Here is a 19,776-nt window from a genome sequence, read left to right as displayed (position 1 = left end):
AAACCTAAGCCGCGTAGCTGACGCTCAGCCCAAGGGCCTTGGCAACTCCGGCCCCGTAGGCTGGATCAGCTTGCAGGCAGTTCGCGATGTGGCGGCGCTGAATATCTTCCCGGGCACCGCCGAGGGGGGACGGGTTGTGTTTTCAAACAGCACTTGCTGCTGGTCCGGCGACATCAGCCGGAACAGGTCTCCCGGCTGCGAGAAATAGTCCTCGTCCACCCGGTGGTTCCAGTGATCCGCCGCGCCCTCGATCGACAAAGGCGGTTCCGAATAGTCAGGCTGTTCACTCCACTCGCCAAGTGTGTTCGGCTCATAGCCGATCCGCGATCCCGCATTGCCGTCAACACGCATCGCCCCGTCGCGGTGGTAGGAATGGAACGGGCAGCGGGGTGCGTTCACCGGAATGGAAGAGTGGTTGACCCCCAGCCGGTAGCGCTGGGTATCGCCATAGGAAAACAGCCGCCCCTGCAGCATTTTGTCAGGCGAAAAGCTGATCCCGAGAACAACAGTGGAGGGGGCAAACGCGGCCTGTTCCACTTCGGCAAAGTAGTTCTCCGGATTGCGGTTCAGCTCAAGCTCGCCGACCTCGATCAAAGGGTAGTCGTCAAGCGGCCACACCTTGGTCAGATCGAACGGATTGAGGTGATACCCGCCTGCCTCCTTCTCAGGCATGATCTGGACATAGAGCGTCCATTTCGGAAAGTTCCGGTTCTCGATCGCTTCATAAAGATCACGCTGATGGCTTTCGCGGTCGCCTGCGATGATCTGGGCTGCCTCCTCATCCGTCAGGTTTTTGATACCCTGTTGCGTCTTGAAGTGGAACTTGACCCAAAAGCGCACATTATCCGCATTGATAAAGCTGTAGGTGTGGCTGCCGAACCCGTCCATATGCCGGTAGCTGGCGGGGATGCCGCGGTCAGACATAACGATTGTGACCTGGTGCAAGGCTTCGGGCAGGCTGGTCCAGAAGTCCCAGTTGTTGTCCGCGCTGCGCATATTGGTGCGCGGATCGCGTTTGACGGCGTGATTGAGATCTGGAAACTTCAGCGGATCGCGCAGGAAGAACACCGGCGTGTTGTTGCCAACCAGATCCCAGTTGCCTTCTTCGGTGTAGAATTTGACGGCGAAGCCTCGGATGTCCCGCTCTGCGTCCGCCGCCCCGCGCTAGCCTGCAACAGTCGAAAACCGCAGGAACAGATCCGTCTTCTTGCCAATTTCGTAAAACAGCCTGGCCCGGGTGTACTTGGAGATGTCCTGCGTGACGGTGAATGTTCCATAGGCACCGGAGCCTTTGGCATGCATGCGGCGCTCCGGGATCACTTCGCGGTCAAAATGCGCCATCTTCTCCAGAAACCAGACATCCTGAAGCAGCGCCGGGCCGCGCGCACCGGCTGTCTGGATGTTCTGATTGTCGGGCACAGGCGCACCAAACGCGGTTGTCAGTTTGGGTTTGCTGGTCATGTCTTTCTCCTGAACTTGCGTACGGAAGCACCCAACCGGAAACCTTCAAACTACTCCAACTTATATAAATCATCCGACCGATAAGCAGAGGTGATCCATGGCTAGACGCACATCCGTTGCCGGTCTTTCGCTCCGGGATCTCGAGTACATTCAAAGCATCGCCGAAGAGGGGCATTTCGGCCGCGCCGCCTCGATTTGCTGGGTGTCCCAGCCCGCAACCTGTCTGCCGTCAGCACCTTTGGGACAGATTTGAGGATTTGAACACCAGAGTGGTTCTGGTTCATCGTAGCTTTCAAGGAGCGCAGATGAATAAGAAGCCCGGAACATCGAAGGACAGCGCTGACAAGCTTGTCAAAAACATCCGACGCAAAACCCGCCAGACCTATTCTGCGGAAGAGAAGATCCGCATTGTTTTGGCAGGTCTGCGTGGCGAGGAAAGCATTTCGGCGCTGTGCCGCCGCGAGGGCATCTCTGAAAGCCTGTATTACAGTTGGTCGAAAGAATTCCTGGAAGCCGGGAAACGGCGGCTTTCTGGCGATACGGCGCGTCAGGCGACATCACCTGAAGTGAAGGAGTTGCGCTCCGAGGCGTTGGCTTTGAAGGACTGCGTGGCTGACCTCACCCTGGAAAACCGTTTGCTGAAAAAAGCATGGCCGGGGCTGGGGAGTTCGAGGAATGAGATACCCGGCGTCCGAGAAAGATGAACGCGACATCCTCACTCAAATTCCAATGCGCAAGACCCGCAAGATGCGCGTGGGTGTGGATCACAGACTTTACCGGCTGCGCAACATGGTTGAGCGATGCTTCAACAAACTCAAGAATGCCCGGCGTGTCGCAACCCGCTATGACAAGACTGCTGAAAGCTTCCTGGGCTTCATCGACATCACATCTATCCGCCTTTGGCTCCGACATTTGTCAACATGACCTAAAAAACGCGTAAGCGAAATTATGTAATTTAGCCGGAGCGAAGGGGCCATTGCAGGGCAAGCCGGGCTGCCGCTGCTGCAGGCTGAACCGATGGGGCTTTCCTTTAACCCTAGACTGCCGACAAACAGGCGCATTCCGCCTTGTGATTGACGCGCTGGGTTGTGCTTCCTTGAACAAGAGCGCCAAGTGACCCCAATCCGCGGCGGCCTGTAACAATCAGATCAGCACCGCAAGCATTTGCACAGTTGATGATATTGTCGGCCGGTTCACCGGCTTCCAGATTCGTTTCAGCAATGACGTGATTGCAGGATTCCGCAACAGCGCGTCCCGCGCTGAGGATCTTCTCTCCGGAGGTCTGCACTTCCTCTGCCGATGGCATTGTCGTGGCCGCGTGATAACCCGCGACAGCCCCCAGTGCGAAAGCAACCGTCTGAGGTTGCGGCGTATGCACAAGGTGAACGTCTGAACCGTATTTTTGAGCCAAATCACACGCCATTCGCAGTGCGTTTTCCGCGGCTTCGGAACCATCCAGCCCAACGACTATCTTTTGAAACATTTTCACCTCCTATGAACGGGTAACTGTTGATCTGCCGATGAGGCCTCCTGGTGCCGCAGATTGAGAATTCGGCATTAACAAAGGGCAGCAGCGGGGCTATCCATCGGTATCTGTCGGATGGTTTTGCACCGACTGCAGGTAATTGATCAAATTGCTCAGCGGCCGGGGCACCATCATCGGCTGGCCGCTGGGCAGCGCCAAGGCAACATACTGGTCCTCGTCCAGCGAGGGGCCGAACACCGGCATATCACCATGGGTGGCAACTGGCTGGCGGCCGTCAATCTGCTTGGCTACGGCCTCAATGGGGAATGCGCCGCCGTTGCGTGCGGCCAACTGTCTAAGGTCTGGCGGCTGCAAGGCCATCAATTCCGCCATCGGCCCCTGGCTCGCCGCGCCCTTGCCATGGCATTCGGCACAGAAAAACAGGAACAGGTCCCGCCCCTCCTCCACGCCATGGCTCTGCGCCCAGGCCGGGCCTGCCGCAAGTGCAAGTGTTGCTGCCAGCCGCATCAGCATTGCTTTTCTCCTTTGCTCCGGACCCTCTGCGCCGCGCTGCCCGAACCCGGTGCCCGCCGCAGATGATGTTATGATAGCGGCAATCGCGTGGCGCAGGATTGACACAGAGCAAGGCAGCCTTACCGGAACCCGTCTAGGCTCCGCAGGTGCTGCAACGGGACGGAGGGTGCTGCCATGACCAAAACTGCCGGTGCGCTGCTGTCCGCTGCGGCCGTTCTGCTGGCGGCCGCCGCTGCCTATCTGTTTGTCGCGGACAACGGCGCGGGCCTGCCCGATGGCTTTGTCCAGGGCAACGGCCGGATCGAGGCTGAACAGGTTGAGATCGCCCCCGCACGGGCGGCCCGTGTGGCCAAGGTGCTGGCCGCCGAGGGCAGCCTGGTGGCATCCGGCGGCATCCTGGTGGAAATGGACACCGATGAGCTGTCGGCGGCGCATGACCGGGCCAGGGCCGAAGCTGCGCTGGCGCGCCAGACCAAAGCCGAGGCGGAAGCGCTGGTTGTCCAGCGCCAGAGCGAGCACCGCCGCGCGGAGCATGAGCTGGACCGCGCCACCGCCCTCCTGGCCGGGCACAACATTTCCGAAACCCTGTTTGAAGAACGCGACACCGCCCATCAGGTCGCCGAGGCGGTGCTGGGCGCGGCCAAGGCGCGGGTGGCCACAGCGGACGCCGGGATTGCGGCGGCTGAGGCAGAGGTCCGGCGGATCGCCGCGCAGATCGAGGACAGCACCCTCACCGCGCCGGTGCCGGGCCGCGTCTTGTACCGGCTCGCGGAACCGGGTGAGGTGGTCGGCGCCGGCGGCCCGATCCTGACGCTCCTGAGCCTTGAAAACATCTACATGGAGGTGTTCCTGCCCGCCCGCGAGGCCGGCCTTCTGCCGATCGGGGCCGAGGCCCGCATCGTGCTGGACGCCCTGCCCGATTACGCCATTCCCGCCACCGTCACTTTTGTCTCGCCAGAGGCCCAGTTCACCCCCAAGCAGGTCGAGACCCTCAGCGAGCGCGAGCAGCTGGTGTTCCGCGTCCGCGTCCGCATCCCGCAGGATCTGGTGGCGGCGCGGATCGAACATGTGAAAACCGGCCTGCGCGGCATCGCCGTGATCCGGCTCGACCCGGCCCGTGAGTGGCCTGAACCGCTGGAGCGGCGCATCCCGCCTGAGCTGTTCGAATGAGTGCCGCCGCAGGCAATGCCGGCATACGCGCCGCGGGCGTCACTCACCGCTACCTCAAGCACATTGCGCTGGACGCGCTGTCGCTGGACCTGCCGCCGGGCCGGCTGGTGGGCTTCATCGGCCCGGACGGGGTCGGCAAGTCGACTCTTCTGGGCCTGATCACCGGTGTAAAGAAGCTGCAGGCCGGCACCATAGATGTCCTTGGCGGCCCCATCGGCAATGCCGCGCACCGCCATCGCATCTGCCCCGCCATTGCCTTCATGCCGCAGGGGCTGGGCCGCAACCTTTATCCCGAACTGTCCGTGCGTGAAAACCTCGAATTCTTCTCGCGTCTGTTCGGCCAGGGCGCGGCAGAGCGCGAGGCGCGGATTGCATCGCTCCTCGCAGCCACGGGGCTGTCGCCTTTTGCGGACCGGCTGATGGGCAAGCTGTCGGGCGGCATGAAGCAGAAGCTGGGCCTCTGCTGTGCCCTGATCCACGACCCCAAACTGCTGGTGCTGGACGAGCCGACCACCGGCATTGACCCGCTGTCGCGCCGCCAGTTCTGGGCGCTGATCGGCGCCATCCGGGAGCAAAGCCCCGGCCTTACCGTGCTGGTTTCCACCGCTTACATGGAGGAGGCGCAAAGTTTCGACTGGATCGTCGCCATGGATGCGGGCCGGGTGCTGTACCAGGGCCCGCCGGATGACCTCAGCCGCCAGACCGGCGATCTGGAAACCGCTTACCGCCAACTGCGGGCAAACGGGCAACCGCCGCCGCTTCCGCACCCTGCCCCGGCTGCGCACAGCGGCGAGCCGGTCATCACTGCCCGCGGCCTCACCCGCCGCTTTGGCGATTTCGTTGCGGTGGATAGCGTCGATTTCAGCATTGCCCGCGGTGAAATCTATGGCTTTCTCGGCTCCAACGGCTGCGGCAAGTCGACAACCATGAAAATGCTCACGGGCCTCTTGCCCATCAGCTCCGGCGAGGCCCAGCTGTTCGGCAGGCCGGTGGATGCCAGGAACCGCGCCATGCGGCACGAGACCGGCTATATGAGCCAGGCGTTCTCGCTTTATGGCGAACTGACCGTTGAGCAGAACCTGCAGCTCCACGCCCGCATTTTCGGGATCAGGGACCGCGCGGCCCGGGTCGCCGAACTGACGCAGCGCTTCGGCCTTGCGGCGCACAGCACCTCCCTCGCCGCCGCCCTGCCCCTTGGCATCAAGCAGCGCCTGTCGCTGGCGGTTGCGCTGATCCACCGCCCGCGGGTGCTGATCCTGGACGAGCCGACCTCCGGCGTCGATCCTGAGGCGCGGGACATGTTCTGGGTGCTGCTCCTCGACCTGTCCCGCAACGAGGGCGTGACGATATTCGTCTCCACCCATTTCATGGGCGAGGCCGAACGTTGCGACCGGGTTTCCTTCATGCACGCGGGCAAGGTGCTGGCCGAAGGCACACCCAAGGCGCTGATGGAATCGCAGGCTGTGGACACGCTGGAACAGGCTTTTGTCTCCATCCTCAAGGCCGCCGCCCCCCCTACCCCGGTCTCCGCTCCGGAAACCGCGATTCAGGCAAGGGCCAGCGCGGCGGGCGGTTTCACCCGCGCGCTGGCCTATGCGCGGCGCGAAACGGTGGAGGTGCTGCGCGACCCGGTGCGCCTCGCCTTTGCCTTCCTCGGTTCCGTAATCCTGATGCTGGTGTTCTGTTTCGGCATTTCGCTCGATATCGACGAGCTGGATTATGCTGCCCTGGACCTGTCGCAAAGTCCCGAAAGCCGCGCCTATCTGGCGGAGGTTTCCGGCTCCCGCTACTTCCGGTCCACGCCGCCTCTGTCAAGCGCCGCAGAGGGCCGCAACCGGCTGGTCTCGGGCGAGGTTTCTCTGGTGGTTGAGCTGCCCCCCGATTTTGGCCGCAAGCTGCGCGCCGGTGAACTGTCGGAGGTGCTGGCCATCGTCGATGGCGCCATCCCCTTCAAGGGCGAAACGGTGGAGGGCTATGCCGCCGGGCTGCATCAGACCTTCCTGAGCGCCGAGGCCGCCGCCACCGGCACCCGCCAGGGTGAGATTGCCCGCATAGAGCCGCGATTCCGCTATAACCAGAGCTTCGAGAGCATCGCCGCCATGGCGCCTGCGATGCCCGCAATTCTGCTGATCATGCTGCCCGCGGTGCTGATGGCGGTCAGCGTCGCGCGGGAAAAGGAGCTGGGTTCGATCACCAATTTCTACGTGACGCCAACCACCCGGCTGGAGTTCCTGATCGGCAAGCAGATCCCCTATATCGTGATTGCTTATGCGAACTTCCTGCTGCTCGCGGCGATGACCATCGTGGTCTTCGGGGTGCCGCTCAAGGGCGACCCGCTGCCGCTGGCACTGGGCGCGCTGCTCTATGTCTGGGCCGCCACGTCCTACGGGCTGCTGATTGCCACCATGACCTCCAGCCAGGTGGCGGCCACCTTTGCAACCACCATCGCTTCGGTGGTGCCGACGATCCAGTTCTCCGGCCTGCTGCAGCCGGTCTCGACACTGGAGGGCGGCGCCCGGACCATCGGATCGCTGTGGCCGTCGTCCTATTTCCTGCATCTGAACGTCGGCGCTTTCACCAAGGGCCTGGGCTGGGAGGCGCTGATGCCGGACATTCTGGCGCTGGCCTGTTTCGGCCCGGTGTTCACGCTGCTGGCCGCGCTTGCGCTCAGGGCGCAGGCGAAGTAGATGCAGCGCCTGTCCCGCATATTCTGGCTCGGCCTCAAGGAGATGATGAGCCTGCGCCGCGACTGGGTGATGATGGCGCTGCTGGTCTGGTCCTTCACCCTGGCGCCGGTGATGGAGGCGACCGGGGTGGCAACTTCGGTCAACAACGCCTCCATCGCCTTTGCGGATGAGGACAACTCCCCCCTGTCGCGCACGCTGGCCGCCGCGTTTTTCCCGCCGGAGTTCCAGCCGGTGGTTCAGGTTGAGCCCGGCACCGGCGCCGCCCGGATGGATGCGGGCCACTTCCTGTTTGTGGTCGCCGTGCCGCCGGGGTTTGAAAAGGACGTCCGCGCGGGCCGGGTGCCGGAAATCCAGGTGCTGATAGACGCCACCGCGATGGAACAGGCAGGCATCGGCGCCAGCTACATCACAAGTATCCTCAGCACCGAGATCCGCCGCTTTGCGGTCGGCGCCGGCCTCGCCGCGCCGCAAGCCCTGGAGATCATCATCCGCAGCGCCTTCAACCCGAACCGCGACACCGTGCGCTTTGCCGGCATCAACGCACTGATCGGCCAGATCATGTGGCTGACCACGATCCTGACCGGCGCCGCAATGATCCGCGAGCGCGAGCACGGCACCATCGAGCATCTTCTGGCGATGCCGCTGTCGCCCTTTGACATCGCCGCGGCCAAGATCTGGGCCAACGCCGCGGTGGTGCTGGTTGCGGCGGCGCTGTCGCTGGGGTTTGTGATGCAGGGGGTGCTGGACATCACCATTGCAGGCTCCACGCTGTTGTTTCTCGGCGGCACCGCATTGTTCCTGTTCACCGCCACCGCGCTGGGGGTGTTCCTGGCGACGGTTGCCCGCTCCATGGCACAGTTTGCGCTTCTGGTGATGCTGACCATCCTGCCGATGCTGATGCTGTCGGGCGGCGAAACCCCGGTGGAAAACCAGCCCGCCTGGCTGCAGGCCGCCACCACCCTGCTGCCCTCGCGCCATTACATGTCCGCCAGCCAGGCCATTGCCTTCAAGGGCGCGGGGTTCCAGACCGTCTGGCAGGAATTCCTGTGGATGGCATTGCTTGGTGCGGCCCTGCTGGCGGCCAGCCTGGTGCTGTTCCGCCGCTCCGTGGCGCAGGACGGCTAGCGAATCACAATCACGGTGCATTTGGCATGGCGCACCACCCGCGCTGCCGTCGAGCCCAGGAAATAGTCCTGCAACCCGGGCCGGTGCGACGCGATGACGATGCAATCCGCGCCATGTGCATCGGCGTAATCGGTGACCGTGCGCCCGGCATGGCCGGTGACCACATCCGCCTTGACGTCCGTCACCCTGCCCAGATCCGCCTTCAGCTCTGCCAGCATCTCTGCGCGGGTGCCTTCCAGCAGCCCCTCCGGCAGCTGTTGAATCACATAGCCGGGGATTTCATCAGCCACGGTCAGCGCGGTGATCCTGGCATCGCTGTCCGCTAGCAGGCGGGCAGCCTGCAGGGCGCTGGCGCTGTCGGCGCCGTGATCCGGGGCAATGGGAACCAGAAAATTCTTGTACATGGTGTTCCTCCTCAGATGTTGCTCAACGTTAAGCCCGCGGCTTCCGGCCTGCATTGATTGAGGTTATCCGCCCTGACAATACGCCTGCCTCTGCGCAGGGCGGGACAGGATCACTCCGGCTGCAGAGCGGCCTTTACCCGCTTGGCCACCTCATCCTCGGCGCCGCCGCAGCTGATCCGGGTCCAGTCCGCAGGATCCGCGCCGCGCTTCAGCTGAGCGTGCAGCACATCCGCGTCCGCATCCGAGGCATCATTAGTGCGGGCGGCGATACGCCGCTCCAATTCGGCGGGGTCACCATGCAGCCAGATCCCGTCGAACGGTGTCTGCAGCCGAGCCGCCAGCGCCCGCACCGCATCCCGGTCTTCCGCCGCAAGGAAAGTGGCATCCACGACAACGCTGTGCCTTGACCGCAGGGCCGCCTCTGCCCGGTCCAACAGCCGGGCATAAACCTTCGCGGTCACCTCCGGGCGGTAGCCTTCGGCCGGCAGATGCGCCAGCGGATTGGCCCCGAACAGCGCCTTGCGCTCCACGTCGCTGCGCAGGTGGACCGCGCCGGGTGGCGGCACCAGCAATGGCGCCACCCGCGCCGCAACCGTGGTCTTGCCGGTGCCCGACAGCCCGCCCACAGCCACCAGCCGCGGCGGCGCCGGCGCCAGGCAGGCCGCCGCCAGCTTAAGGTATTGTTGCGCCTCCCGCGCGGCCTTTTCAGAACCGTCTCCCGCCATGCCCTGCACCGTAACCATCGCCCGGATTGCCGCGCGCAACGCCATGAACAGCGGCAGTGCAGCCAGCCCTTCGAAATCCCCGGTATCCTGCAGATAGCTGTTCAGCGCTGCATTGGCCTGATCCCGCGCCCTCCGGTGCAGCAGATCCATCAGCAGGAAGCCGAAATCATAGAAGACATCGCAGGTCCCCAGCCTCTCATCGAACTCCAGCGCGTCAAACGGTACTGCCTTGCAATTGATCAGCACGAGGTTCCGCAAATGTAGATCGCCGTGACATCTGCGCACAAAGCCTGCCGCTGCGCGTTTTCTGAGAAGCTGCGCGGTCTCGCCAATGGTCTTTCCGGCCGCATCAAGAAACGACGCCACCCGTTCGCAGCCCAGCACTTCCCCCATGCCGCCAAGGGCCTCCCGTAACTCCTCGATAATCTCTCCGATCAGGGCAGCCCCATCCGCGCTGCGCTTTTCGGCATCTCTGTGGTAGGCGGCAACTGCGGTGCCGAGCTGCCGGGCCAGATCAACCGTCAAACCGCCGGCATCGGCAATTACGCTCATCTCGGCCTCCCGCGCGAACCGGTGCATCCGCAGAGCGTATTCGACAGCAGGTCCCTTGCCCTCAAGCGCCAGGCGGCCCCCCGCCTCGCGGGTGACTGCAACCACCCTGTCATAGATCTCAGGTGCCGCCGGAGCGTTAAGGGCAAGCTCACGCACCAGCACGTCCTTGCGGGCCTGCAGCGTGGAAAAGTCCAGGTAGCTGTAGCGCACCGCCCGCTTGATCTTGAACGCTAGGCCGCCGATCAGGAACACATGCGCGGAATGGGTCGTGATCACCTCGACCGGTGCGTCAATACCATAGGCTGACGGATCGCTCAGAAAGGCCACCACTTCAACCTGCTGGTTTTCATCCGTATGCATTGTTTTTCCTCTGGCGCAGCGTACCAGAGGCACTTTGTGCCCGCCTTGAGTGAAGTCAAACCAGCCAGTGCTGCGCTTGCGCGCCAAACCCATGTCTGGATCAATGCACGTGTGCTTGCAGCCGGGTAGGCTCAACCTATCCTGACTGGAGGTAGCAAAATGACCAACACCGAAGCCCAAACCCGGTCAAAAGCCGGGCTGACAAGCAGAGCCCTGGCCGTTTTTGGCGTAACCTTCTCATTTGCGGCCATTCTTCTCAGCGGAAGTATCCTTTTCTTTGCACCCAAAGGTAAGATTTCCAAAGAGATGGATTGGGATGCGCTGGGACTGGGCAGGCAGGACTGGAGCGATCTCCATATTGTCCTGGCGGTGCTGTTTATTGCCTTTTCCCTTTGGCATGCAGCGCTTCATATGCATGTGTTCAAAAAGCTCTTCCTCGGCAGCAAGATGTCGCCGCAAGGTCATCGGATCGAAGCGCTGATAGCGCTTACAGCGGTTGCTGGCGTTGTCGCTTTGGCACTTCTTCAGCTGCCTCCGGCAAGTTGGCTGCTCGATCTCAACGAGCTCTTTAAGCATGAGTTTTGGATCTGGTAAAGCGTGATGGCGACTGTCGGCCTGCTGCGCCACAAGAGGATGTCCTTTACGCCGGATTGATCAGGATCATGGCATCCTCCTGCAGAGCTGATCTACTGATCAACGCAGCGTGCACTTCTGCAGGCCGCAATCCATGAACCGGAGGCCCGCCATGCAACACAGAACCTCTCTTTTTGTGCTCAGCAAGAACACCAGCGACACGGCCATCACCAGAGCCGCCGAGGCCGCAAGGGAACAGAAGGCTCATTTGGCGTGCCTGCTGCTGGATGCGCTGCCAGGGCAGCCTGGTTTCGCCTTCGGTGCATCAGATTACCGTGCATTGGTCGTGCCGAGCGACTGGCTAGAGCTGCTTCAAAAAACTAGAGAAGCGGCGGAGGCCCGCGCCGCAGAAGTCGAAGCCCTGCTTGCCCGCAGCAACTGCGCGGGCGATGTTCAATACTCGGTATGCCCTATTGCAGAAATCAAGCGGATTGCAGCGCGGCGCGCCAGTACCTGCGACATTGCCGAAGCGGCAACGGGGCTTAGAGAAAGCGGCAAAGTCTTCCGCGAGGCTGTGCACGGGGTGCTGTTTCGGTCTCCCATTGGGATAATGACGAATGGCACGCCTTTTGCATTGCATGACCGTATTTTCTTGGCCTGGAACAGCGGCTATGCGGCGTCCTGCGCGGCCCATGCGGCGCTGTCCTATTTCCTCACGTCCAAAGAGGTCGTGATCGGTTGTTTCGATCCCGACATGACTGGTGGAAGAGACGGAGAGGACCCAGGTACCGATGTTGCAGCTTGGCTCAGCCATCACGGTTGCAACGTCACCGTTTCACAATATCCCACCGGTGGGCAAGAGGTCGGTCGCTGCATACAGGACCGCGCCCGCGAAGCCGGGGCCGGCCTTGTGGTCATGGGAGCCTACGGCCAATCCCGAATGCGAGAGGCGGTCTTTGGCGGCACGACCAGGACGATGATTGAACAGACGGACATTCCAGTACTGTTTGCACATTAGCCCAATGCCTAGGGGATGAAGGTCAGCACTCCTTCTATCTATTTCAATTACTGGAGTTGCCGTATGAACAATCCGGCCCCGTTTGATGCACATAAGCCAGTCAAAATTGCGGAGCTTGTCGAAACCGCCGGCACAGCCAAGGCCAGGCTGCCACTGCCGCAGATGTTCGTTCTTGCCATGCTGGCAGGCGCTTTCATCGGCTTTGGTGCCGCCGCCTATACGATGACCCTGACAGGCGCGGAGACCTCAGGCGGGCCGGCTCGGGTGCTGGGCGGCGCGGTGTTCTCCCTTGGCCTGATCCTGGTTGTCCTTGCCGGGGCTGAGCTGTTCACCGGCAATGTGCTGATGGTGATCGCCGCAGTGGACCGCAAGATCCCGCTGCGCCTGCTCTTGCGCAGTTGGGGCATCGTCTACGCCGGCAACCTGGCTGGTGCAGCCGGCTTGGCAGCCGCTTTTGCCCTAACCGGGCTGCTGGACGGCCAGATGGGAGAAACCGCGGCAGGTATTGCCGGTGCAAAAGCCGGGCTGACCCCGTTTGAGGCATTTGTCCGCGGCGCCCTGTGCAACGCCCTGGTCTGCCTGGCCGTCTGGCTGTCCTTCGCTGCCCGCTCAGCAGCCGGGAAAATCCTGGCCGTGCTGTGGCCGGTCACTGTCTTTGTGCTGCTGGGCCTCGAGCACTCAATCGCCAACATGTACTTCTTCCCGCAAGGCTGGGCCGCCGGGGCTGATGTCCCGGCCAGCGCCGCTGCCGCCAACCTGTTTTGGGTCACCCTGGGCAATATTGCCGGCGGCGCGGGCGGGGTTGCCCTGGCATACTGGTTTGCCTTCCTGGGAGGCTGGTCGCAGCCGGCGCAGGGCGAATGCAAGCAACCTTCTGCAAATGGAGAAAACCCATGAAACCAATTGTCACCCTGGCCGTTCTGGCAAATGCCCGCACCGCGCGCATCGTAGAAAACCACGGGCCGAGCAAGGGCTTCACTGCGTCCGCCGGGCATACACTGCAAGCGCCGCCTGCGGTGGAGAATGCCGACCGCGCCGGCAGCCATCCGATCAGCGGTGCGCATGGGGCGGCCACCTTCGAAGCCAGCGATCCCAAAGAGACTGCCGAGGCAGTTTTTGCACGCCTGATCGTAAAAGATCTGGAAAAAAAGCATGCCGCGGAAGCATTCGACCAGCTGATCCTGACGGCTGCACCGCATATGCTGGGCCAGCTGCGGGCGGCCTTGCCGGACGCATTGAAATCCAAGGTGATCGGCGAGGCTGATAAGGATCTGACCCATGCCGGACTGGACGACATCGCCGGCCACCTGAAGGACATCATCGCGGCCTGACCAGACCGGGCGCCTGACCTTAGCACGCCGCTGCCCCGTTTCGGGCGGTTTCCGCCAGGTATTTCCGGCGCCTGTTTGAATTGGTGTCCTCGACCATACCGAACACCGACCATCTTACCGGCCTGATCCCGCAGAACTTCAGGATGTTGCGTTCAAAGCTGCGCAGCGAATGCGCCAGGAAGAACCATTTATAGGCAACGGCGGGCATCCCCATCGTAACAATGACACGCGCTGATTTCCCCTTCAGCCTGGGATGCCAGCCGCGTTTGCCCGTGCTGAAGGCAAAACCTTCCCGGAACACCTGCTCCAGCCAGGCCTTGAGCAGCGCCGGCATGCTGCCCAGCCACAGCGGATAGATGAAAACGATATGGTCTGCGGCGGCAATCGCCTGCTGCGCCTCCCCGGCGTATGCGGGCAGGCTGCTGTCCCATTCTGCGCGGGAACGCAGAAAGGTGACACCGCTGTCTGCAGCATTGATGACGTCCGCCTGATGGCCGGCCTGCATCGCTGCCTCCGCATAGCTCTGCGCCAGCGCGTGGCAGAAATGCTGCTGTGAACTGTCAGGGTGCCCCTGCACGATCAGTATCCGTTTCATCCTCTCAGCTCCGCTCTTTCCGGCTGTCCGGCAGCCTGATCTCCTGCAGCACCGCCAGATAGCCTGTCAGGTCGGACAGGGTGACAACCCCCATCAGCTGGCGGTCCTCTGCCACCAGAAACTTGCGCCGCCCAGTGGCCGAAATCTTTGCCATCAGCTCTGAGGCAGGCATTTCCGGGCTGACCGTATTGTCCGCATCCGCCGGCACATAGACGTCGCCGACATGGGTTGCCGCCCACTCCGCCCGCGGGGTCTGCGCCAGCAGGCCGGTATCGGCGTAGCCCAGCAGCACGTCGCCCAGCACCACTGGGACAAAGCTCTTGCGCTCGTTCAGCATCACCTGATCCGCAAGGTATTGCAGGCTCACCTCCGGCAGCACCGTGACCGCACCGCGTTTCATCAGGGCGGCAACCGTCTTGCCCTTAAACGCAGCCTCCTGCAGCTGGCGGGCATAGGTGCCCTTGGCCGCCGCCAGCACAAACACCCCGATCAGCACCTGCCAGAGGGAAGCAACCGGGTTGCCGGAAAACAGCCCGACAACACCAAAGATGATCAGCGCATAGGCAAAATAGCTGCTGATCCGGGTGGCGGTGGCCGTGGCCCGCAGCAGATCGCGGCTGCGGCTCCAGAGATAGGCCCTAAAGATCCGTCCGCCATCCAGTGGAAAGGCCGGCAGCAGGTTGAATACCGCCAGCACCAAGTTGATCAGCGCCAGGTAGTCCAGCACAGGGTTCAGCGCCATCCCCGGCGCAAGCCACCCGCCGATCTGCGCCAGCAGCCAAAAGCCAAAGGCCAGCGCAAAGCTCATCAAAGGGCCGGCAATCGCAATCCAGAACTCGCTGGCGGCGGTCTTCGGCTCCGATCCCAGCTCGGCAACCCCGCCGAAGATGAACAGGGTGATCCCCTTGATCTCTAACCCAAAGCGGCGGGCCACCACCGAATGGGACATCTCGTGCAGAATCAGCGAGCCGAAAAAGCCCAGCATCGCCAACAGCGCCAGGGTGAAATAGACGCTGCCGCCGGCACCGGGATAAACCATCGGAAAGTACTGCGCCGACAGGCTCCAGGTGATCAGCGCGGCAATCAGCGCCCAGCTCGGATCGATGCGGATGTCAAACCCCTGCAGGGTGGCGATCTTGATGGCATTTGAAAACATCGGCGTCCCTCCGGTCATCAGCTTAGGGCCAAACCGCCCCGCCCCCCTTGATCCGGCTCAAACCCGGAACAGGCTGCCCGCCAGATAAGCCACCGCAGCCGCGCAGGAGCCGATGGCCAGCGTTTCCAGCCCGGATTTCCACCAGGGTGCCAGCGACCAGACGCTTTTGCTGGCGCCTATACCGAAAAACACTGCCCCGGTGGCAATGGCCGCCGTCAGGAACGGATCGGGCAGCCCCAACATGAACGGCAAGAGCGGCACGATGCCTGCTGCCATGAAGGCGGCAAAGGTCGTCAGCGCCGCCGCCACCGGGCTGGGCTCGGCCGGGGCCAGCCCGTATTCGCTGGTCAGCATCACAGAGATCCACTTCTCCGGCTTGGCGGCCACGGACCGCACCGCCCCTTCCAGCACGTCGCCGCTCAGCCCCAGCTCCTGGAAGATCTGGCGCAGCTCCTCGCGCTCGCCCTCAGGATACTGGCGGATATGGCGCTTCTCCACTCTGTACAGGCGCCGCCGGTCGTCCAGATCCGCCTTGGTGCCCAGGTAATTGGCCGCCGCCATGGAAAACCCGTCCGCCAGCACGTTGGCGATGCCCAGGGCGATGATCACGCCTTGCGAAAACCCGGCCCCCTCGACGCCCGCGGCAATCGCAAAGGTGGTCACCGCGCCGTCGATGCCGCCGTAAACCGCGTCCCGCAACCGTCCGGTGCCGTTGCTGCCGGCCAGACGGCGCGCGATGTCTTCCTTGCTGTGACTGTGATCGCCCTTCATGCCCGCAGGATGGCCCGGATCGGCAATAACCGCATTGAGGGAGGTCAAGCCGCCGCGGCTGCCCGCCTGTGCCCGCGGCGGGCGGCAAGGTAGCGCAGGGTTTTCAGTCCCTCCGGCACCAGCAGGATGGGCAGCACCAGCAGGGTGATCAGCCCCCACTGGTCCCATTGCAGCGGCACTGTGTGCAGCAGCACCTGCAACGGCGGCCAGTACACTGCCGCCACCTGCGCCCCGATGGTTACAATCAGCGCCGCCAGCAGCAGCGGATTGCTGAAGAACCCGATCCGCCAGCACGGCAGATGCAAGGAGCGGAAGGCAAAGACGCTGGCCTTCTCAAAGACCACCATGGCAGTAAAGGCGGCGGTGCGGGCCAGATCCTCGTTTCCATCCAGAAGATGCAGAAACAGCCACAAGCTGGCGAGCCCGGTATAAAGCCCCAGCGCCAGAATAGTCAGCAGGCCGCCCTGCCCCACGATCGGCGTGTCCTTTTTGCGCGGTGGGTGCTCCATCTGGTCCGGCTCGCCCTTCTCCAGACCCAGCGCCACGGCCGTCACCCCGTCCGTGACCAGGTTCATCCACAGGATCTGGGTGGCCAAGAAAATCAGCGGCCCTCCGATCAGGATATTGATCAAGAGCGCAATCACTTCCCCCGCATTGGAGGACAGCAGGTAACGCACGAACTTGCGCACATTGGAAAACTGCCGCCGCCCCTCGCCGATGGCCCGCACGATGGTGGCAAAGTTATCATCCAGCAGCACCAGGTCGGATGCATCCTTGGCCACATCCGTGCCCCGCACCCCCATCGAAACGCCGATGTCGGCCTGTTTCAAGGCCGGCGCATCGTTCACCCCGTCGCCAGTCATGGCCACGATCTGATGCTGCCCTTGCAGGGCCGAGACGATCCGCATCTTATGCGCAGGACGGGTGCGGGCAAACAGCACATCCTGCTGCAAGAGCTGATCCAGCTCCGCATCTTCCAGCGCCTCCAGCGCATCGCCGGTCAGGGTCTTGCCGGCAGGCAGCCCCAGCTGGCGGGCAATCGCCCCAGCGGTCAGCGGGCTGTCGCCGGTGATCATGATCACCCGGATGCCCGCCGACCGGGCCGCGCCGATTGCGGCCCGCACCTCCGGCCGCGGCGGGTCAATCAGCCCGGTCAGCCCCAGAAATGTCATGTCCTTCTCGCGGATCCCGCCGCCCTGCGCCGCGCCATTTGCAAGGCCGATCACCCGCAGCCCTTCTGCGGCCATCGCCTCATAGGCTTCGGTGATGGCTGCCGTCTCCTCTGCGCCCAGCCTGCGCGGGCCATCCTGCGTCAGAACCAGGGTGCAGATGCCCAGAACCTGCTCCGGCGCGCCCTTGGTCAAGACCTTTTCGCCGCAGCTGCTCTGCACCAGCACGCTCATCCGCTTGCGCTCGCTGCTGAACGGGATTTCCGCCAGCACCGCATCCGGCGGCGGCAGCTCTGCCCAGCCTTTGCAGCCCAGGGTGACCAGCGCGCCCTCGGTCGGGGCACCGGTCATCTGCCAGTGGTCGCCCTCTTGGTGCAGACTGGCATGGGTGCAGGTCAGTCCCGCTTCCAGCAGCTCCGCCAGTACCGCATCCTCCCGCGCGCTGGTGACGGCACCCTTCCAAGCAATATGGCCCGTCGGGTCATAGCCGGTGCCGGTGACCTGATAGATGCGGTCCAGCGTCCAGACCCGGGTTGCCGTCATCTTGTTTTCGGTTAAGGTGCCGGTCTTGTCGGTGCAAATGACCGAAGCCGCGCCCAGCGTTTCCACCGCCTGCAGGCGGCGCGCCAGCGCCTTCTGGCGCACCATTGCCGCCGCCCCCAGGGCCAGGGTGATGGTAACCACCGCGGGCAGCCCCTCCGGCACCATCGCCACTGACAGCGACAGGCCGGTCATGAACATCTCCGCCGCATTCCGCCCCATGTAGAGCCCAAGCGCCAGAATCGCAGCGGCGATGGCAAGCGCTGCAAACCCCAGCTGACGGGCCAGGCGGCCCAGCTGCACCTGCAGATTGGTCTTTTTCAGGCCCACCGACCCGGTCAGCGAGGCGATTTGCCCGAACGAGGTGTGCGCGCCGGTGGCCGTGGTTACCGCCAGCGCCCGCCCCGCGGCCACTACCGTGCCCGCAAAAACTTCCGCCGCGTCTGTGCCAGGGGCTTTGCTGATAGGAACCGATTCCCCGGTCAGGGCGCTTTCATCCACCCGCAGCCCGGCCGCTTCCTCCAGGCGCGCATCGGCGGGCACCCGGGCGCCCGCCTCCAGAATGATCAGATCGCCGGGCACCAGTTCGCGCGCTTGGATCACCTTCTCGTGCCCGTTCCGCACCACCAGCGCCTGCGGCGACAGCATGCTGCGCAGGCTCTCCAGCGCGGTTTCCGCCCGCCATTCCTGCACAAATCCCAAGACCCCGTTCAGCCCGATCACCAGCCCGATCGCCAGCGTGTCAGCATATTCGCCCACGGTAAATGCGATGATCCCGGCGGCAATCAGAATCAGCACCAGGAAATTGCTGAATTGGCGGAGAAAGACACGCAGAGGGCCGGTGCGTTTTCCCTTTGGCAGCTCATTCCAGCCATGTTTCTTGCGAGCAGTCTCCACCTGCTGCCGCGTCAGCCCACAATGTCGCAGACCGCTGCTTTCCTGACCTGTGTTCGCCATGCCTTCTGCCCTCCGCGGCACTATGCAGCTGCCAATCCCAGCCTGCCGCAATCCGGCCACACTCGGCAACCATTCAGGCGTCGCAGGCCAGCGGTTTTTCTACCAGCCTGCAGGCCGATATGCTCCCCGGTATCAAGGCATTGCGAACTCGCAAGGGACGGTGCCTTGTCAACGAGTTCCTGCTTGCGCCCAAGCGGGAAGGCAGGGAAAACGATACGTAACCCGCTCAAGCAAAACTGAATTCCGTGAAGATCCGCCCTTGCAGCGTTGCGCTGGTGCTGACGGGGATCGTTGTCACATCAGAACGTTAGGCTCAAAACTTCGCAAAGCTGCCTACCGGCAATTACGCCTCGCCAATCATAGTTATGTCTAACGGCGGGACTTTTCAGGACAACTGTCAGAGGCTGATTTGTTAAGCGGACAGACCTTGCCGTCCGAGGATAGGCAGGCTTTGATTTCTCCAAAGTTCAGCGTCTCCCTCCTTTCAAGTTCGTGAACCAGCAGGCTGACCTCTGCCCGATGGGCTTCGAGGAGTTCTGCGGCGGCGGCTTCAGCGGTTTTCAGAAGTTTCATCACAGCCTGATCCACCTGGGCTGCTGTCTCGTCTGCATGTTTGCGCGGTTGAGCGATGGATTGTCCGAGGAAGGGGTGATCCTCTGTCTGCCTAAGGTCGACGGGGCCAAGCTCCTCGGTCATGCCCCAGCGTGCCACCATGGACCGCGCGAGCGTGGTCGCCCGGTTGATATCATCATCTGCGCCAGAGCTGACAGAGCCGGCCAACAGCTTTTCGTCCGCCCTGCCCGCCAGTAGGATTGTCAGTTGAGCGCGCAGGTAATTCTCAGGCAGGGTATGGTGCTCTTCGCGGCTCAGCATGTGGGTTCCGCCAAGACTGCGGCCGCGCGGAATGATCGTGACCTTATACAGCGGATCAGCTTCCGGGGTGAAATAGGCTGCAGCTGTATGGTCGGCTTCATGCACTGCCAAACGATGCCGCTCTTCGGGTTTGAGAGCCAGAGTCCGCACGGTTCCCATCATCACCTTGTCCCGGGCTTCCTGAAGATCCGCACTGGTAATGTCCGCTGCGTGCCGCCGGGCTGCATTAATGGCGGCCTCGTTCAGCAGGTTTTTTAGGTCAGCACCGGCTTTGTTGCACAAATCGGGGTTTGAGCACACTTCGCCTTTC

General features: G+C 62.9%; 16 protein-coding genes and 3 pseudogenes. 9 read left to right on the top strand and 10 right to left on the bottom strand.

All coding sequences use genetic code 11. From position 1 onward, the window contains the following. Positions 1 to 4: 4 nt before the first annotated feature. A pseudogene (locus K3555_RS24355) lies at positions 5 to 1,461 on the bottom strand (catalase). A gap of 305 nt (positions 1,462 to 1,766) precedes the next feature. On the opposite strand from K3555_RS24355, the pseudogene K3555_RS24345 reads away from it, so the two are divergent. Together K3555_RS24345 and K3555_RS24340 are read left to right on the top strand one after the other, a co-directional pair. Next, positions 1,767 to 2,202: pseudogene (locus K3555_RS24345) on the top strand (transposase); the annotation flags it as partial. Next, positions 2,176 to 2,385, top strand: a pseudogene (locus tag K3555_RS24340) (transposase); the annotation flags it as partial. The pseudogenes K3555_RS24345 and K3555_RS24340, both read left to right, overlap by 27 nt. Before the next feature lie 112 nt (positions 2,386 to 2,497). Here K3555_RS24340 and K3555_RS24335 read toward each other — a convergent pair. Both K3555_RS24335 and K3555_RS24330 read right to left on the bottom strand, forming a co-directional pair. Beyond that, positions 2,498 to 2,944 carry a universal stress protein gene (locus K3555_RS24335; RefSeq protein WP_260009334.1) on the bottom strand — a complete coding sequence of 149 codons (447 nt, stop codon included), beginning with the start codon at positions 2,942 to 2,944 and terminating at the stop codon, positions 2,498 to 2,500. A gap of 96 nt (positions 2,945 to 3,040) precedes the next feature. Further along, positions 3,041 to 3,460, bottom strand: coding sequence for a cytochrome c (locus K3555_RS24330; RefSeq protein WP_260009333.1), 420 nt, complete (start codon positions 3,458 to 3,460; stop codon positions 3,041 to 3,043). A 174-nt stretch (positions 3,461 to 3,634) separates the two neighbouring features. Between K3555_RS24330 and K3555_RS24325 the strand changes: the two genes are divergently transcribed. From K3555_RS24325 to K3555_RS24315, 3 genes are read left to right on the top strand one after another with little or no spacing between them, the layout of a single operon-like run. Then, positions 3,635 to 4,630, top strand: a complete 996-nt coding sequence (locus K3555_RS24325; protein WP_260009331.1) for an HlyD family secretion protein — start codon at positions 3,635 to 3,637, stop codon at positions 4,628 to 4,630. Then, entirely contained in the window at positions 4,627 to 7,317 is a 2,691-nt protein-coding gene (gene rbbA, locus K3555_RS24320) for a ribosome-associated ATPase/putative transporter RbbA (protein ID WP_260009328.1), read from the top strand. Before K3555_RS24325 ends, rbbA begins: the two co-directional genes overlap by 4 nt. Further along, the gene (locus K3555_RS24315) at positions 7,318 to 8,442 is read left to right on the top strand and encodes an ABC transporter permease (RefSeq protein WP_260009326.1); all 1,125 of its coding nucleotides are present in this window, start codon (positions 7,318 to 7,320) and stop codon (positions 8,440 to 8,442) included. Here K3555_RS24315 and K3555_RS24310 read toward each other — a convergent pair. Both K3555_RS24310 and K3555_RS24305 read right to left on the bottom strand, forming a co-directional pair. Further along, complete coding sequence (locus K3555_RS24310; RefSeq protein ID WP_260009324.1) at positions 8,439 to 8,846, bottom strand: universal stress protein; 408 nt, start codon at positions 8,844 to 8,846, stop codon at positions 8,439 to 8,441. The two genes, K3555_RS24315 and K3555_RS24310, sit on opposite strands and share 4 nt — an antisense overlap. Positions 8,847 to 8,956: 110 nt before the next feature. Further along, positions 8,957 to 10,483 (bottom strand): bifunctional aminoglycoside phosphotransferase/ATP-binding protein, encoded by a 1,527-nt coding sequence (locus tag K3555_RS24305; RefSeq protein ID WP_260009322.1) that lies wholly within the window; start codon positions 10,481 to 10,483, stop codon positions 8,957 to 8,959. Positions 10,484 to 10,642: 159 nt separating this feature from the next. On the opposite strand from K3555_RS24305, the gene K3555_RS24300 reads away from it, so the two are divergent. From K3555_RS24300 to K3555_RS24285, 4 genes are all read left to right on the top strand, one after another. After that, on the top strand, positions 10,643 to 11,077 hold the full coding sequence (locus K3555_RS24300) for a DUF4405 domain-containing protein (protein WP_260009320.1): 435 nt from the start codon (positions 10,643 to 10,645) through the stop codon (positions 11,075 to 11,077). Between the two features lie 151 nt (positions 11,078 to 11,228). Next, positions 11,229 to 12,074, top strand: a complete 846-nt coding sequence (locus K3555_RS24295) for a universal stress protein (RefSeq protein WP_260009318.1) — start codon at positions 11,229 to 11,231, stop codon at positions 12,072 to 12,074. Positions 12,075 to 12,137: 63 nt separating this feature from the next. After that, positions 12,138 to 12,971, top strand: a complete 834-nt coding sequence (locus K3555_RS24290) for a formate/nitrite transporter family protein (RefSeq protein WP_260009316.1) — start codon at positions 12,138 to 12,140, stop codon at positions 12,969 to 12,971. Further along, on the top strand, positions 12,968 to 13,405 hold the full coding sequence (locus tag K3555_RS24285; RefSeq protein ID WP_260009314.1) for a host attachment protein: 438 nt from the start codon (positions 12,968 to 12,970) through the stop codon (positions 13,403 to 13,405). The genes K3555_RS24290 and K3555_RS24285 overlap by 4 nt, the downstream gene beginning before the upstream one ends. Positions 13,406 to 13,424: 19 nt before the next feature. Here the strand turns inward: K3555_RS24285 and K3555_RS24280 are convergent, their stop codons facing one another. From K3555_RS24280 to K3555_RS24260, 5 genes are all read right to left on the bottom strand, one after another. Then, a complete protein-coding gene (locus K3555_RS24280) occupies positions 13,425 to 14,000 on the bottom strand; it encodes an NAD(P)H-dependent oxidoreductase (RefSeq protein WP_260009312.1) in 576 nt (191 codons plus the stop codon). Positions 14,001 to 14,004: 4 nt separating this feature from the next. Next, entirely contained in the window at positions 14,005 to 15,156 is a 1,152-nt protein-coding gene (locus K3555_RS24275; protein ID WP_260009310.1) for a site-2 protease family protein, read from the bottom strand. A gap of 57 nt (positions 15,157 to 15,213) precedes the next feature. Next, complete coding sequence (locus K3555_RS24270; protein ID WP_260009370.1) at positions 15,214 to 15,927, bottom strand: VIT1/CCC1 transporter family protein; 714 nt, start codon at positions 15,925 to 15,927, stop codon at positions 15,214 to 15,216. Positions 15,928 to 15,971: 44 nt separating this feature from the next. Beyond that, positions 15,972 to 18,593 (bottom strand): cation-transporting P-type ATPase, encoded by a 2,622-nt coding sequence (locus K3555_RS24265; protein ID WP_260009308.1) that lies wholly within the window; start codon positions 18,591 to 18,593, stop codon positions 15,972 to 15,974. Between the two features lie 369 nt (positions 18,594 to 18,962). Next, on the bottom strand, positions 18,963 to 19,766 hold the full coding sequence (locus K3555_RS24260; RefSeq protein ID WP_260009306.1) for a hypothetical protein: 804 nt from the start codon (positions 19,764 to 19,766) through the stop codon (positions 18,963 to 18,965). Positions 19,767 to 19,776: the final 10 nt, after the last annotated feature.

Source organism: Leisingera sp. M527 (genome assembly GCF_025141525.1).
Classification (GTDB): Bacteria; Pseudomonadota; Alphaproteobacteria; order Rhodobacterales; family Rhodobacteraceae; genus Leisingera.
This window is presented reverse-complemented; position numbering and strand designations above follow the sequence as displayed.

Excerpts from the sequence above, each read along its gene's own strand:
- K3555_RS24305 (WP_260009322.1), bottom strand. The coding sequence starts at position 10,483 with ATGCATACGGATGAAAACCAGCAGGTTGAAGTGGTGGCCTTTCTGAGC.
- K3555_RS24290 (WP_260009316.1), top strand. The coding sequence starts at position 12,138 with ATGAACAATCCGGCCCCGTTTGATGCACATAAGCCAGTCAAAATTGCG.
- K3555_RS24295 (WP_260009318.1), top strand. The coding sequence starts at position 11,229 with ATGCAACACAGAACCTCTCTTTTTGTGCTCAGCAAGAACACCAGCGAC.
- K3555_RS24285 (WP_260009314.1), top strand. The coding sequence starts at position 12,968 with ATGAAACCAATTGTCACCCTGGCCGTTCTGGCAAATGCCCGCACCGCG.
- K3555_RS24325 (WP_260009331.1), top strand. The coding sequence starts at position 3,635 with ATGACCAAAACTGCCGGTGCGCTGCTGTCCGCTGCGGCCGTTCTGCTG.
- K3555_RS24270 (WP_260009370.1), bottom strand. The coding sequence starts at position 15,927 with ATGAAGGGCGATCACAGTCACAGCAAGGAAGACATCGCGCGCCGTCTG.
- K3555_RS24300 (WP_260009320.1), top strand. The coding sequence starts at position 10,643 with ATGACCAACACCGAAGCCCAAACCCGGTCAAAAGCCGGGCTGACAAGC.
- K3555_RS24280 (WP_260009312.1), bottom strand. The coding sequence starts at position 14,000 with ATGAAACGGATACTGATCGTGCAGGGGCACCCTGACAGTTCACAGCAG.
- K3555_RS24265 (WP_260009308.1), bottom strand. The coding sequence starts at position 18,593 with ATGGCGAACACAGGTCAGGAAAGCAGCGGTCTGCGACATTGTGGGCTG.
- K3555_RS24315 (WP_260009326.1), top strand. The coding sequence starts at position 7,318 with ATGCAGCGCCTGTCCCGCATATTCTGGCTCGGCCTCAAGGAGATGATG.
- K3555_RS24335 (WP_260009334.1), bottom strand. The coding sequence starts at position 2,944 with ATGTTTCAAAAGATAGTCGTTGGGCTGGATGGTTCCGAAGCCGCGGAA.
- K3555_RS24275 (WP_260009310.1), bottom strand. The coding sequence starts at position 15,156 with ATGTTTTCAAATGCCATCAAGATCGCCACCCTGCAGGGGTTTGACATC.
- K3555_RS24310 (WP_260009324.1), bottom strand. The coding sequence starts at position 8,846 with ATGTACAAGAATTTTCTGGTTCCCATTGCCCCGGATCACGGCGCCGAC.
- rbbA (WP_260009328.1), top strand. The coding sequence starts at position 4,627 with ATGAGTGCCGCCGCAGGCAATGCCGGCATACGCGCCGCGGGCGTCACT.
- K3555_RS24330 (WP_260009333.1), bottom strand. The coding sequence starts at position 3,460 with ATGCTGATGCGGCTGGCAGCAACACTTGCACTTGCGGCAGGCCCGGCC.